12 protein-coding genes and 1 pseudogene are annotated in these 15,452 nt (G+C 42.3%); all 13 read right to left on the bottom strand.

Going from position 1 to position 15,452, the window contains the following annotated elements; genetic code table 11:
* Positions 1 to 23: 23 nt before the first annotated feature.
* Entirely contained in the window at positions 24 to 578 is a 555-nt protein-coding gene (gene purN / locus IYQ92_RS07505; RefSeq protein WP_195676089.1) for a phosphoribosylglycinamide formyltransferase, read from the bottom strand.
* Positions 579 to 761: 183 nt separating this feature from the next.
* Positions 762 to 1,784, bottom strand: coding sequence for a phosphoribosylformylglycinamidine cyclo-ligase (gene purM / locus IYQ92_RS07500; RefSeq protein WP_195676088.1), 1,023 nt, complete (start codon positions 1,782 to 1,784; stop codon positions 762 to 764).
* 43 nt (positions 1,785 to 1,827) lie between these two features.
* The gene (gene purF / locus IYQ92_RS07495; protein ID WP_195676087.1) at positions 1,828 to 3,285 is read right to left on the bottom strand and encodes an amidophosphoribosyltransferase; all 1,458 of its coding nucleotides are present in this window, start codon (positions 3,283 to 3,285) and stop codon (positions 1,828 to 1,830) included.
* Positions 3,286 to 3,403: 118 nt separating this feature from the next.
* Entirely contained in the window at positions 3,404 to 7,150 is a 3,747-nt protein-coding gene (locus tag IYQ92_RS07490) for a phosphoribosylformylglycinamidine synthase (RefSeq protein ID WP_195676086.1), read from the bottom strand.
* 119 nt (positions 7,151 to 7,269) lie between these two features.
* Complete coding sequence (purC, locus tag IYQ92_RS07485) at positions 7,270 to 7,977, bottom strand: phosphoribosylaminoimidazolesuccinocarboxamide synthase (RefSeq protein WP_195676085.1); 708 nt, start codon at positions 7,975 to 7,977, stop codon at positions 7,270 to 7,272.
* 125 nt (positions 7,978 to 8,102) lie between these two features.
* Positions 8,103 to 8,348 (bottom strand): acyl carrier protein, encoded by a 246-nt coding sequence (locus IYQ92_RS07480; protein WP_195676084.1) that lies wholly within the window; start codon positions 8,346 to 8,348, stop codon positions 8,103 to 8,105.
* 12 nt (positions 8,349 to 8,360) lie between these two features.
* On the bottom strand, positions 8,361 to 9,353 hold the full coding sequence (gene plsX / locus IYQ92_RS07475; RefSeq protein WP_195676083.1) for a phosphate acyltransferase PlsX: 993 nt from the start codon (positions 9,351 to 9,353) through the stop codon (positions 8,361 to 8,363).
* A 105-nt stretch (positions 9,354 to 9,458) separates the two neighbouring features.
* Positions 9,459 to 10,322 (bottom strand): CPBP family intramembrane glutamic endopeptidase, encoded by an 864-nt coding sequence (locus IYQ92_RS07470; RefSeq protein WP_195676082.1) that lies wholly within the window; start codon positions 10,320 to 10,322, stop codon positions 9,459 to 9,461.
* A 97-nt stretch (positions 10,323 to 10,419) separates the two neighbouring features.
* Entirely contained in the window at positions 10,420 to 11,187 is a 768-nt protein-coding gene (gene recO, locus IYQ92_RS07465; RefSeq protein ID WP_195676081.1) for a DNA repair protein RecO, read from the bottom strand.
* Positions 11,177 to 12,352, bottom strand: a complete 1,176-nt coding sequence (locus IYQ92_RS07460) for a pyridoxal phosphate-dependent aminotransferase (protein ID WP_195676080.1) — start codon at positions 12,350 to 12,352, stop codon at positions 11,177 to 11,179. The genes recO and IYQ92_RS07460 overlap by 11 nt, the downstream gene beginning before the upstream one ends.
* 136 nt (positions 12,353 to 12,488) lie before the next feature.
* Positions 12,489 to 13,457, bottom strand: a complete 969-nt coding sequence (locus tag IYQ92_RS07455; protein WP_195676079.1) for a ribose-phosphate diphosphokinase — start codon at positions 13,455 to 13,457, stop codon at positions 12,489 to 12,491.
* Between the two features lie 145 nt (positions 13,458 to 13,602).
* On the bottom strand, positions 13,603 to 15,117 hold the full coding sequence (locus IYQ92_RS07450; RefSeq protein WP_195676078.1) for a CHAP domain-containing protein: 1,515 nt from the start codon (positions 15,115 to 15,117) through the stop codon (positions 13,603 to 13,605).
* A 217-nt stretch (positions 15,118 to 15,334) separates the two neighbouring features.
* Positions 15,335 to 15,452, bottom strand: a pseudogene (locus tag IYQ92_RS07445) (IS982 family transposase); the annotation flags it as partial.

Raw genomic sequence — 15,452 nt, 5'->3', positions numbered from 1 at the left:
AGGGCAGACCAGCACTGTGCTGCTTAATCTACTTTCCTCTCCACTCCCAAATTTTCCAGCACTGCTGGGTAGAGTTGGTATTCATTGTCATGAATACGAGCTTCAAAGCTTTCGATGGTGTCTTCTGCTAGGCGCGGCACGCGGACTTGTTTGATGACTTGTCCGGTATCAACGCCAGAGTCCACCCAATGAACGGTGACGCCGCTTTCTGCGACGCCTGCCTTCCAAGCGTCTTCGATACCGTGAGCGCCTGGAAATTCTGGCAAATAAGCTGGGTGAATATTGATGATGCGACCTTCATAGGCAGCTAGCAAAGGCGGACCTACAATTTTCATGTAGCCAGCTAGGACAACAAGATCAATGGCGTGCTTGTTCAGCAGGGCAATGATAGCCTCTTCGTAGGCTTGCTTACTGTCAAATTCTTTGAGTTCAAAGGCGTAAGTCTGCACTCCCAGATTTTTGGCGCGCTTTAGCACATAGGCATCTCGGTGGTCCGCAAAGACAAATTCTACTGGAAATTGCTCTGCAATGACTTGAAAATTAGAGCCGTTGCCAGAAGCAAAAACTGCGATTTTCATATTCGATACAAAGGGACGATTCGGCTTGCCGAAAATTTTCGTAGAAAAATAGGAAATTGCCGATGTATGCTCGCATACAAGGAAATTTATCTTTTTTCCTAGAAAATTAGTCCCGTGTTCAGTTCGGCTTGCAAACTGAACTTCCTTTCTTCATTTTTTAACAATAACTATTGATAGAGACAATTACTTAATCACCACGCTAGCGTCAGCTTTTTCCACGATACGGCCGAGCTCATAAACAGGTTCGTCCAAGATTTCCTTAACGCGGTCAACATTTTCAGGACTAACAGCCAGCATGAGACCAATACCCATATTGAAGATTTCAAACATTTCTTCGTGCTTGATGTCGCCGTATTTTTCAAGGGCTTTGAAGATTGGGAGAACTGGAATCTTGTTTTCTTCGATTTCAGCTGCCAAATTGTCCGCAAACATACGAGGTACATTTTCGACAAAACCGCCACCTGTGATGTGGGCTATGCCGTTGACCAACTCTTCTTTAATCAATGGCAGAGCTGCTTTGACATAAATGCGAGTTGGTTCAAGAAGGACATCTTTAAGTTTTTTGCCTTCTAATTCTGGCAGTTCTTCTTCACCTGTGTAGTCCGCAAAGACACGGCGGACAAGTGAATAACCGTTTGAATGGATACCAGATGAAGCAAGACCAAGCAGTACATCGCCTGCCTTGACTTTTGAACCGTCAATGATTTGAGATTTTTCAGCGATACCGACCGCAAAACCAGCCAAGTCATAATCGTCTTCGCCATACATACCAGGCATTTCAGCCGTCTCACCACCAATAAGGGCTGCGCCAGATTGCACACAACCTTCAGCTACACCGGCTACCACTTGCTCGAGTTTAGCAGGTTCGTTTTTACCAGTCGCGATGTAGTCAAGGAAGTAAAGGGGCTCAGCACCAGCCGCGATGATGTCGTTGACACACATAGCCACACAGTCCTGACCAATCGTATCGTGCTTGTCGTATTTGATAGCCAGCATGAGCTTAGTACCGACACCATCAGTTCCAGAGATGAGTACAGGCTCCTTGATGCCAGTCGCTGTCAAGTCAAACATGCCACCGAAACCACCTAGGGCACCCATGACCCCAAGACGCTCCGTGCGCGCCACGTGTTTTTTAATGCGAGCAACCACTTCATATCCAGCTTCAACGTCAACACCAGATTGAGCGTATGCATTTTTTTCTGTCATTTCATTTACCTTTTCTTGATTTTTTTGGGGGAAATAGCTGCGCTTATTTCTTATCTTTAATGGAATAAAAGCTTGTTTTCTCTTTCAAACTTTGCAAGTAGCGTTCTTCGTAATCATAAAGTGGCGTTGGGTAGTCCCCGTCAAAATATGCCACACAAAGACCACCATTTGGAGCATCTGTCTCAAGTCCAACCGATTCAATCAATCCATCAATGGACAAATAAGTGAGACTATCTGCACCGATAATGTCGCAGATTTCATCCACCGAATGATTGGCCGCAATCAATTCGCGACGACTTTGGATATCAATCCCATAGAAGCATGGGTATTTGAGCGGTGGGCTGGCAATGGCAACGTGAACCTCTGCAGCGCCAGCTTCTTTCAAAAGCTGAACGATACGACGAGAAGTCGTTCCACGAACGATGGAGTCATCAATCATGACCACGCGCTTATCTTTGACAACGCCAGACACCGCAGACAATTTCATACGAACCCCTTGCTCACGTAATTCTTGAGTAGGTTGGATGAAAGTACGCTGCGTATACTGGTTCTTGACCAAGCCCATTTCATTTGGAAGACCTGATTCTTCTGCAAACCCCATAGCTGCTGAAAGTGAGGAATTTGGCACTCCGACAACAATGTCAGCTTCATGTGCAAATTCTTGCGCCAAAAGACGCCCTGCATTTTTACGAGCCGTGTGGACATTGACTCCATGAATCGTTGAGTCAGGGCGAGCAAAATAGATATACTCCATCGAACAAATAGCTAATTGCGTATCTGTTGTGTAAGTATCGTAGGTGATACCATCATCATCAATAATGACAATTTCACCTGGATTCACATCACGAACCCACTCAGCACCGATAACTTCAAAGGCACATGTTTCACTAGAAACAACCCATGAACCATTTTTCATACGTCCGATAGATAAAGGACGGAAACCATTGGGGTCCAGCGCAGCGATGAGCTTGTCCTCAAGCATCAAAAGATAAGCAAAGCCTCCCTTAACCGTGTTAAGAGCCTCCTTGACCTTCCCGAGAAATTCTGGGTGATGGCTACGACGAATCAAGTGTGCCAAAATCTCAGAATCTGATGTTGATGAGAAAATCGCTCCTTGACTTTCCAACTCACGACGCAAAGTTTGGGCGTTAGTCAAATTCCCATTGTGAACCAAACCGAAACTATTATCATAAAATTTGAAATGGAAAGGCTGAATATTGTCAATAGAAGCTTCACCAGCTGTCGCATAACGAACATGTCCGATAGCCGCTGTCCCAGTCAATTTTTCTAAATCAGCTGGATTTTTAAAGACTTCTGACAAAAGCCCTGTTGACCGATGACGTTTCAATTTTCCTTCATCGTTGGTTAAAATACCTGCTCCTTCTTGACCACGGTGTTGCAGGCTGTGCAGACCAAAGTAAGTCACTTGGGCTGCTTGTGGATGTCCCCAGATACCGAAGACCCCACACTCTTCATTGAGAGATTTCACTTCGTATGTCATTTTTTGTTTTTCCTAATTTATCTTTTTTGACACTTTTCTGAATTGGTGAGGACGTGAGAAGAAATTATCTGGGAGATGATTTCTTAAATCCAAGTAGTTCCATGGCGAAAAGTATCGACTAGTGGCTCTCTTCGTTCGCCTTATTGCCTGTAAAGTAACGTACAGCTGACTCAAACAAGTGTTGATCTTTATTTCCTGGGATATTTTGGAAGAGACCGTCTTCCCAGCGTTCTGAGTGTCCCATTTTACCAATGATTTGGCCGTTCTTGCTAGTAATCCCTTCGATGGCGTTGACAGAACCGTTTGGATTGTATTTAGAATCCATGCTTGGTTGACCATTAAAATCAACATACTGGCTCCAGATTTGACCATTATCGCGAAGCTCTGCAAATTCTTCTGCTGTCACGACAAATTTTCCTTCACCGTGCGAGACTGGGATAGCATGAATGTCGCCGACTTGCACGCCCGCAAGCCATGGTGAATTAGTATTAGCAATGCGTGTTTCTACCATTTTGGCAACGTGTTGGTTAGCATCGTTATAGAAGAGGGTTGGACTAGTCGCATCAGCTTCCTCAAAGTTACCGTAAGGAAGCAGACCTGATTTGACAAGGGCTTGGAATCCATTACAGATACCGATGATGAGACCGCCTTTTTCGATAAAGGCGTCAATAGCTGCGCGAACTTTCTCGTTGAGCAAGATATTGACGATAAATTTAGCAGAACCATCTGGTTCATCAGCTGCTGAGAAGCCACCTGCAAAGAAGATGATATTGGCTTTTTCAATGTTAGCAACCATGGTGTCAACTGAATTGGCAATAGCTGCTTCGTTCAAGGTTACAAATGGCACCAAGTTGACCGCTGCACCAGCTTGTTCAAAGGCTTTGGCTGAGTCGTATTCAGAGTTGGTTCCTGGGAAGACCGGAATATAAACTAAAGGTATTTCAACAGTTTCTTTGGCTTTAATCACAGCTTCTGAAGCTACTGCTGGCACTTCTTCAAGTGCGGTGTTTTGCTCAAATTCTGTTGGGTAAACGTCTTCTAATTTTCCTTCAAAGGCTGAGAGGAGCTTGCCGCCTGAAAGAGCCACATCGTTGACAGTTACTGTAAAGTCAGCGGTTGTTTGACCGATTTTAACAGCGTCAGCGATTTCTTCATCTGATGTAAAGACAAAACCACCAAGTTGCGCTGTCAAGACCTTGTTAAGCTCTGCCACATTGACAGAAGCACCGATACGGTTACCAAAGGTCATGAGGGCAAGACTTTCAAGAAGACCGCCGTATTTAATGGCTGACGCTGATGTAACAGTATGCTCAGCCTGAATCTTTTCAAAGGCTGTGAAGTTAGCCTTGATAGTATCAAAGTCGATATCTTGACCAAGAGCAGGACCTGCTAGGTAGTAAATATTTTGACCTGCAGCCTTGAACTCAGGAGAAAGCACCTTATCGCTGTCCGCTGTTGTCACACCAAAGGCTACCAAGGTTGGTGGCACGGTCAATTCTTCAAAAGTACCAGACATAGAGTCTTTACCACCGATTGATGGCAAACCAAGCTGGATTTGAGCCTCGATAGAACCAAGAAGGGCTGAAACAGGCTGTCCAAAACGCTCTGCCTGTTTATCCATGCGCTCGAAGTACTCTTGATATGAGAAGCGAGCCTTAGACCAGTTGGCGCCAGTCGCTACCAAGCGAGCTGTCGCTTCAACAACTGCGTAAGCCGCACCATGATAAGGTGACCACTCAGCAAGATATGGGTTGAACCCTTGTGCCATGACAGAGGCTGTCTTAGTCACACCGTGTTGAACTGGCAATTTCTGTACAGAAGCCTCTGTCGGTGTGATTTGATAACGACCACCAATTGGATGGTTGACCGTTGAACGACCGACAGATGAGTCAAAGATGGTTTGAAGGCCTTTTTGGCTAGCATGATTGAGGTCTGAAAGCATGGCTAGCGCATCGGCTTCAAGCATCTCAGCTGACGTGTCAATTTGTCCTGGAAGCGCAACATCTTTATCAACGACCTTGGCATCAACCACCACGCGCACACCGTTTGTATCAAGGAAGCTGCGCTCCAAGTCAACAATTTTTTGACCATTCCAAGTCAAGACAAGATTTGGTTTTTCAGTGACAGTCGCCACAACAACAGCATCGATATTTTCCTTAGCACATTCTGCGATAAATTGGTCCACATCACTCGGACGAACGACAACTGACATACGTTCTTGGGATTCCGAGATGGCAATTTCTGTTCCATTAAGACCAGCGTATTTAAGAGGTACCTTATCCAAATCAATTTCAAGACCATCAGCCAATTCACCAATAGCGACACAGACTCCACCTGCACCGAAGTCATTTGATTTTTTGATGAGACGTGTCACATCACCATTACGGAAAAGACGTTGAATTTTACGTTCTTCGATGGCATTCCCTTTTTGAACCTCTGCGCCAGCTGTCTCCACAGACTCAACCGTTTGAACCTTAGAAGAACCAGTCGCACCACCGACACCGTCACGACCTGTTTTACCGCCGAGGAGGATGACCACATCACCAGCTTGAGGTTTTTCACGAACGACATTACCTTTTGGAGCAGCACCCACTACGGCACCAAGCTCCATACGTTTAGCGACAAAACCTGGGTGGAAATACTCACGCACGTAAGTTGTGGCAAGACCGATTTGATTCCCATATGAAGAATAGCCGTGCGCCGCAGTTTTAGAAATAATTTGTTGTGGCAATTTACCAGCACGCGTTTGAGCGATTGGAGTTGTGATGTCCCCGGCCCCTGAAATACGCATGGCTTGGTAAACATAAGAACGACCTGACAATGGGTCACGAATGGCACCACCGATACAAGTCGCAGCCCCACCAAATGGTTCGATTTCTGTTGGGTGGTTGTGGGTTTCATTTTTGAACATAAGGAGCCAAGGCTCTTTGACGCCATTGACACCTACTTCAATTTCAACTGAGCAGGCATTGATTTCATCAGATACTTCCATGTCATCCAAACGGCCGTTGGCACGTTCATAACGACCAAAGATTGTCGCCATGTCCATAAGCGTTTCTGGTTTTTCAGAACGACCAAGTTCATTACGCATAGCGATGTACTTGTCATAAGTCGCTTGCAATTGCGCTTGGAATTTAGACTCAGAAAAATCAATTGATTTCAACTCTGTTTCAAAAGTGGTGTGACGACAGTGGTCTGACCAGTAAGTATCCAAGACTTTCAATTCTGTTTCAGTTGGTACACGACCAATTGATTTGAAGTAGTCTTGAATGAAGAGAAGGTCATCCACTTCCATGGCCAAACCTTCTTGAGCCTTGTAAGCTGTAAAATCTTCTGCTGTGTAGGTTGCAAAGAAATCAAGATTTGGAATAGTCTTATCAGAATTTGAAAATTCTTGCGGACGAATAGCAACCGTAATATCTTTAAAACGTGAATCGACAGGATTCAACAAATAATGTTTCACAGCCGCTAGTTCATCTGCAGCCACATCTGCATTAACTAAATACAATTGAGCCGTATTGACAACCACATCACTTGAGCTTCCAAGCAAGAGCAAAGCTTCTTGCGAGCTTGCTGCACGTTGGTCAAATTGACCTGGAAGAGACTCAATGGCAAAAAAGGCTGCCTTTTCTAAATCAGCCTGTACAGTAGCCTCATCCAAAATAGTATCTGTTACCTGCTCAGAAAAAACGTGTTTCTCAGCACGCGCAAACAAATCCTCTGCCAAGTTAAACACATCATAAACTTGAATGATACGAATATCTTTCAAAGTTTTCAATTGCAAATTGTGTTGCAATTCCTTAACCAAAGATTCCGATTTAATTTGAAAATTAGCTTTTTTCTCAACGAAAATACGTTTATCCATAAAAGATACCAAGTCCGACAAGGAAGCGACCGAAAAATAGAAGAAGTTCTGAAATCTTGCTTTCAGTAAGGTCTATCTTTTTTCCGAACTTCCCAGACGGGTTCAATTCCTTCCCCTTCTTATTTCAATCCCTGCAATTTTTCAAGCACAACCTTGTAAACATCTGTCAAGCTACCAAGGTCACGACGGAAGACATCTTTGTCCATGTGATGGCCCTCAGCATCCCAAAGTCGGCAGTTATCAGGAGAAAACTCATCAGCCAAGATAATCTTGCCATTGACATCTTTACCAAATTCCAATTTGAAGTCAATCAAGCGAAGACCAATTTGATTAAACCAGTCCTTCAAAAGCTCATTGATACGACGTGTTTCAGCCTTGATGTAGGCAATATCGTCATCAGAAGCAATTCCCAAGAATTTGACATGTTCGTCGTTGATGAAAGGGTCGTCCAAGTCATCATTTTTATAGTAGAATTCCACAATTGGTGCTTCAAGAGCGATTCCTTCTTCTACACCAAAACGTTTTGAAAATGAACCTGCTGTCACGTTACGAAGGACAACTTCCAAAGGAATAATATCAACTTTTTTATTCAATTGTTCGGTTTCTGATAATTTTTCAACAAAATGTGTTGCCACGCCAGCAGCGTTTAATTTCTCAAAAATAAGAGATGAGATTTGATTATTTAGCACCGCTTTCCCCTCAATGGTCTCCTTACGAGCTCCATTAAGCATAGTTGCTTGGTCTTTGTAGACCGAAATAATCAAATGCTCATCCTCTGTACTATAAATATCTTTAGCCTTACCTGAATAAATCAGCTCTTGTTTCATAATTATGTTCGCCTTTCGCTTTTATTTAAATAGATTCTAACACAAGTATTTTTTAAATTCAACATAAAACATACTTTTTAATCAATCAAAAATAAAAACGTCCGCAATTTACGAACGTTTTTATCTTATTTTGCTAATCGCAAGGCTAGATAATCTAACATATCTCCCATGGAAGTCATATCTTCCACATCCTCATCAGGAATTTCCAAATTAAAATCATCTTCCAAGGTGATGACAAACTCTGTTAAGGCAATCGAGTCAACACCCAAATCGTCTTTCAGACTTGTCTCAGGTGTCACAACCAAGTCCACCTTTCCCAACTGTTCCTTGATTAGAGTCGCAATTCTGTCAAAAATTTCTTCCTTTGTCATATAATCCCCATCCTATTCTTTCGTGAAAGCCTCAACTAATTGGTCAACAACCTTGGTATCTAGCATCGTACGCACTTGCTTCAAAGTTGAATAAACAGCGGTAGCATCGCTTGACCCATGGCATTTCACCACTGGCGCCTTCAAGCCAAAAAGAACAGCTCCACCTACACCAGAATAATCCATACTATCTTTCAAGCTATACAAACTGTCCTTAAGCAACCAAGCACCCAACTTAGCCTTCAAGCTGCCATTTTTAATGGCCGATTTCAGACTACCGAGAATAGATATCCCAGTACCTTCCATAGTTTTAAGCACAGCATTTCCCGTAAAGCCATCAGTAACGACGACATCCGCGGCATCATTCATCAACTCACGCGCCTCAACATTACCGATAAAATTGATTGACGCTTCATTAGCAAGTAATTGATAGGCTTCCTTGTGAGTCGGGTCACCCTTGGTATCTTCCGTACCGTTATTCAAGAGACCAACACGTGGATTAGCAATGCCACGTACATTCTTAGCATAAAAAGAACCAAGAATACCGTACTGATGAAGATGAGAAGCCGAATTTTCAGCGTTAGCACCCAAGTCAAGCATATCAAATCCTTTACCGCTCATACTTGGCAAGGTTGACATCAAACCAGGACGTTCAACACCTTTAATACGACCAACCACAAACAGACCAGCAGCCAAAAGAGCACCAGTGTTCCCAGCAGAAACAATCGCATCTGCCTGCCCATCCTTGACAGCCTGTGCTCCCAAAATCATTGATGCTTTTTTCTTACGACGAACCGCCTTAGCTGGCTCATCATCTGAATTAATCTTTTCATCCGTATGGATAATCGTCACGCGCTCAGAAGCCGTCAAATATTTTTTAATCTTAGCTTCATCCCCGTAAAGTTGAATCTCTATATCTTTAAAATCAGCAATTGCTCGGTTTACACCTTCCACAATAGCTTGAGGGGCATTATCGCCCCCCATAGCATCAACAGCAATTTTCTTCATTGTATAACTCCTCACAAAAACGATTGTGGCTATATTATAGCATGAATTCTGAATTTTTCATATAGGAGCAATAGCCGCGCTGACAAGAAGCTCTGTTCTCGTTTGTTACAAGTTTCCTCGTTCTCGTTTAGCCTTCTGCTGTGCTACACAATAGAAAAGAACTGTTAGTCCAATCATGACAAAACTGCAAATAAACCCACCTTCAAAGCCAAATCCACCACCGTTTAGCCAAATTTTCTCAGGATGTGCTTGCATTCGAAAGACAGAAACTGGTGAATAACCACCACTCACCTTATTGCCAAAAAAACACCCCATAGAAAAATTCCACATAGTATGAACCCCCGTCACCAATAACAAACTATCAGAAAGATAGAATAACAGGGATAAAACAAGTCCAATCAAAAACAGATTAAATAGAGCCAGCCAAGATACCTCTGCATTACGATAGTGAATAAAGGAAAATGCAAGCGAACTTAGCAACGCCCCTATCACATGCCCCTTTCGCTTGGCAATACCATTCATAGCAAAGCCTCGAAATAATACCTCCTCTGTCAAGCTCTGTAAGCCATAAGCAAGCAGTAAAACCATAAAACTACCCAATTTAAAAGAGCCAGACCAGGAAATAACCACCGTTTGGAATAACATATTCAAGCTAACAATCACAACCATAAATCCCAAACCAAGCTCCAGACCAAGCTTCAGCATTTTACTTCCTCGTCGCCAAGACAGGCCTAAAGAGGCCAGCGAGCGCGCATGGTAAGTTGCCGTAAACCAAAAAGCAAAGAGTAAGACAGGTACAAAGCAGAATAAAGCCACATGAAGACGATAAAAATCCCCAACCGTCACAATAGAGCTTACTCCAGCCTGAACCAGCCTAAGCCCCAATAATTGAATGATAACTGCCCAAATAGCAGGGCTAAACCAAAAATCGCCCTCAATGGCACGTGTTAATACCAAGCTACGTCTCATTGCCATTCCCCTCAACTCATTTTATCTGCTTTAATAGTAACTCATTCCACAAAAAAACAACATGACATTTTTGTCCTGTTGCTTTTTTATGATTCAATTACTCTGACCTAGGCTTCATAATATCGCCCCATTTACCCAAATCATCAATAAATTTTTTACTCTTCAAATGAACCCCTACATAATCATCATAAAGCTCATCCAAAAAAGCACGAATCTTCTGCTTCATATCCGCTTTAACCGAAATCGTCTGCAAATCATCAAATCGAATTGATTGAAAACGGTCCAAAAGATAAGGCACATTTGGGTCCAAGTGACTTCGATGCTCATCCTGATGGTAATGGTCAGGACAGAGCAACCCCGAATACTGGTGAGAAAAATCAAAAGGTAGCCCAACCCGATGACAAAAGACACACTCGTGAAAATTAAGAGCCACCCCAAATCGCTCCAAAATCTGAACCTCAAAAATATTGGTCAAAATTTCATAGTCTAGCCCCTGATTCATCAATTCCAAGGTCTTCCTTAGAAAAGCAAACAGCTGAGCATCGACTTCATTATCAGCTATCGCTGCATCCGCTAATGCTGTGACATAAGAAGCGTAAGAGAGGCAAAAAATATCTTCGTTAATGTGCTGATAAACATCGGCTCCCCGATAATCAGCAATGTAGGACAGACCATTATCATTGATATTCATGATAAAATCTGCCACTGTCAAAGGTTGAATGACAGCATTCAGTTTAGACTTTCCAGCATGTTTCACGAAAAACATTCGCTTTCCTTCAGTCTCCGTGAAAATCTTAACCAGCTTGTCATCCTCTTTGTAGTTGCGATTATACAAGACTAAGCCGTAAGACTGACTAGTTCGCATAAGACTTCAAGAAGACTTTCAAGCGTTCCATGGCTGTCTTGATAACTTCCATGCTAGCCGCGTAAGACAAGCGCACGTAACCTTCTCCGTATTTCCCAAAAGCCACACCTGGAATAAAGGCTACCGCTTGCTGGCGAGCAAAGTCTTGACAAAATTTGAAAGAATCCTGCTCGTAACCAGCAGGAATCTTGGCAAAGATATAGAAGGCTCCGTCTGGCTTGATAATCTTGAAACCAAGTGCCGTCATCTTGTCAATGATATAGTCACGACGTTTGATATATTCCTTTTTCATTGGCAGCGCATCATCTTTTCCTACTGATAGGGCTTCAATGGCCGCAAATTGTGCCATGGTTGCTGCCGCTGTTACCAAATACTGGTGACTCTTGATGAGTTGGGCTACCAAAACAGCTGGAGCAAAAATCAGCCCGATACGCCAGCCCGTCATGGCATGCGATTTAGACAAACCATTAATGAGAATGGTCTGTTCAGGCAGATACTCTGCAATGGACACATGCGGTTCTTCATTGTAGGTCAATTCAGAATAAACTTCGTCAGACACCACGAAGATGTCATATTTTTTGAGGACATATGCAAAAGCCTTGATTTGTTCACGTGAGTAAGTGACGCCAGTTGGATTGGTTGGGTAGTTGAGCAAGACCGCCTTGAGCTTGTCTCCCTGCGCCAAGATAGCTTCTTCCAGCATCTCAGGCGTCAAAACAAAATCATTAGCCGTTGTATCAATTTCGACAATCTCAGCTCCCACAAGATTTGCGATAGGTTCATAGCCTGGATAAGCTGGCGCTGGTAACAAGACCGTGTCTCCTGGCTCTAAAATGGCTGTCAGTGTGGCAGACAGGGCTTCCGTTGCTCCGATTGTCACCAGAATTTCATTATCTGGATTGTAAGACAGATTGTATTTAGTCTTGACAAAATCGGCTGCCGCTTGACGTAAACCAAGCAAACCAGCCATTCCAGTATAGTGAGACTGATTGGCATCAATGGCTGCCTTGGCAGCCTCCTTCACATGTTCAGGCGTCGTAAAATCAGGCTCTCCCAAAGTCAATTTCATAATGCCTGGCACATCAGAGATTGATTGGTCAAACTGACGAATCAAAGACACTTCAATCTTATCTAAATTTTTATTAAAACGCTTAGTCAAATCCATAATCATACTCCTCAAACAAATAGTACATCTATTATACATAAAATTCAGAAAATTTTCACCCTATTTCTCCTTGTGCCAAAGAAAATCGCAGAGCCCCTAACTAAATAAAAACCCAACCGAAGTTAGGTTTTCATTCTTATTTCATATGACCCATTTCAAACAATGGAGACAATGGACGTTTTTCATGAATACGGATAATCGCTTCCGCAATCAAATCTGCAATTGAAATTTGCTCAATTTTATCAATCAAACGCTCTTCTGGGAGGAAAATCGTATCAAGAACAATCAATTCTTCAATAGCTGAATTTTGAATGTTATCAAGGGCTGGTCCTGAAAGAACTGGGTGAGTACATGAAGCATAAACCGCAGTTGCCCCCGCTTCAGCAAGAGCATCTGCAGCATGGCAAATTGTACCCGCAGTATCGATCATGTCATCAATCAAGATACATTTTTTACCTTTAACATTACCGATAATATTCATAACCTCAGAAGTGTTCATTTTAGTCACACTACGACGTTTATCAATAATAGCAATCGGTGTTTTAAGGCATTGTGCCAATTTACGAGCACGTGTCACACCACCATGGTCAGGACTGACAACAACAACATCATCACCGACAAGACCTTGACGATCAAAGTAATCAGCAATCAGTGGTGCCCCCATCAAGTGATCAACAGGAATATCAAAGAAACCTTGAATTTGAGCAGCATGCAAGTCAACAGTCAAAAGACGATCAACCCCAGCAACTTCCAACATATTAGCAACCAATTTAGACGTAATTGGTTCACGAGAACGTGCTTTACGGTCTTGACGTGCATACCCGTAGTAAGGCATCACAACGCTAACAGACTCAGCGCTAGCACGTTTCAAAGCATCAACCATAATCAAAATTTCCATCAAGTTATCATTGACCGGTGAGCTTGTTGATTGCAAAATAAACACGTGATGTCCACGAATAGACTCCTCAATGTTAACTTGAATCTCTCCATCAGAAAATTGACGAACTGTCGATTTCCCAAGAGGGATTCCAATAGTATCAGCAACTTTTTCTGCTAATTCCTTGTTTGAAGACAGTGCAAACAATTTCAAATTAGAATAAGACATGATTTCCTCCAAAGTTTTAATCCTATACTATTCTATCGTTTTTTGCATAATATTTCAATGAAAAGTACGGCTTGAGCCTTAAAAAGCCTATACACCTAATCGAAATGAATCAATAGAAAAAGAGGGAAACACCCTCCTTTCCTGATTATGCATTTGGATAAATGTAGTAGACTGATCCACCCCAAGTTGAAGCTGTTGGATCAAAAGTACCACGATAGTTACTGATACTCATATTACCAGCATAGTTAGATTCCATAACTTGGATAGCATTTGAGCTTGATACAGATGTTACCAAAGCAACGTGACCATAGCCACCACCATCGTTTGGCCAAACTGCAACCGCACCAGCTACTGGTGTATAACCGATTGAGTAACCAGCTGCTTGTGCACTAGAACCCCATTGATTAGCATTACCCCAGTTGTTACCAACCCATGATGCAAGAGATTTAACCCCCCAAGTACATTGACCGATTGGGTAAGTGTTACTTGTATCGTTGATTGGATTTGTTTTAGTTGTTACAGTAGCCTCAGATATAGCTGTAGCTGTCGATTGGGCTACTTCACTTGTTGCTTCTGATGTCGCTGTTGTTTGCTCTACAACTGACGTACTATTCGTCGTTTCTGACTGTGCTGCCTCTGATGTAACATCAGTTGCAACTGCTTCTGATTGCGCAGTCTCAGACTGTGCATTTTCACTTGTTGCTTCTGACTGAACAGTTTCTGATTGAGCTACTTCACTTGTTGCTGTTGAATCTGCTGTAGATGTTGTTGATTCAGCTTGAGTTTCTGATTGAGCTACTTCACTTGTTGCTGTTGAATCTGCTGTAAATGTTGTTGATTCAGCTTGAGTTTCTGATTGAGCAGTCTCACTTGTTGCAACTGTAGATTGTTCAAGTGCAGCTTTTGCTGCTTCAACAGATGCCGCTTGTTGTTTAGCTTCTTCTTCTGCTTTAGCTTTAGCGGCTGCCTCTGCGGCTGCGGCTTGACGTGCTGCTTCTTCAGCAGCAGCTTTTTGCTCTTGCAAGCTTGCTTTCTGATCTTGAGCTGTCGCTAATTGAGCTGACAATTCAAGTTGAGCTGCTTCAAGTTGAGCTTGTTGCGTAGCCAAGGCATTCTTATTACTTTCAATTGTTGCTTGGTTTTCATTTACAGTATTAATAGCTTCTTGATTTTCAGCTTGTTTAGCTTCAAGAGCTGCTTTATCTGATTCTTGTTGTGCCAACATTTTTTCATTAGCAGTAACAACTTCACGGATAGCAACAATACGGTTAATGGCATCAGATACAGATTTTGAATTCAAAACAGTATTGATGTAGCTTGTCATGTGACCTTTTTGTGCTGTACGAGCTTGTTTTTTCAAAGATTCGTTACGAGCAACAATTTTGTCTGATAATGTTTGAATCTCTGCACCAAGTTGTTGTGATTTAGCTTGAAGTTCTTGGTTTTGAGCTTCTAACTCTGCTTGTTGTGATTCAAGACTACTTACTTGCCCTTGAATAGTTGAAACTTGTTCTTGGGCTTTAGCTTGTTCACTTGACAAATTATTGATGACAGCATCCTGTGCAGCGATTTGAGTATCAAAATCGTCAGCATGTACAGCTGTAGCAGTTCCCAAAGTAACTCCACTTACAAGAACAGCTGATAAAATTCTTTTTTTCATAATTATTAAAACTACTCCTTTACGATAAGACATATACTATTGTACCAAAAAATCTCCCTTTGTATATTACGCGACTGTTACAGTTTTATTTGAAATTTTTATAGTCTGTATACTAAATAAAACTGAAATTGGTTTTTTGCTAATTTTAAAAACCTTTAATTGTAAGAGCATTAGAATCACAACTTTTCAAAAATAATATCAAGATATACCCGTGGTGCTAGTTAATTTCAAAATATCTTAAATTATAAGCTAATACGATTTGCTCTATCCTCAATTGCAATCCTGTTTTTGCTCTAGCTAGTGTTTGTTCCATATCGAAAAGCGTACAAAGTTCT

Origin of the sequence: Streptococcus sp. HF-1907, from assembly GCF_015594605.1 — a bacterium.
Lineage (GTDB): Bacteria > Bacillota > Bacilli > Lactobacillales > Streptococcaceae > Streptococcus.
Note: the sequence above shows the minus strand (reverse complement) of the source record. Positions and strands in the feature narration are given on the sequence as shown.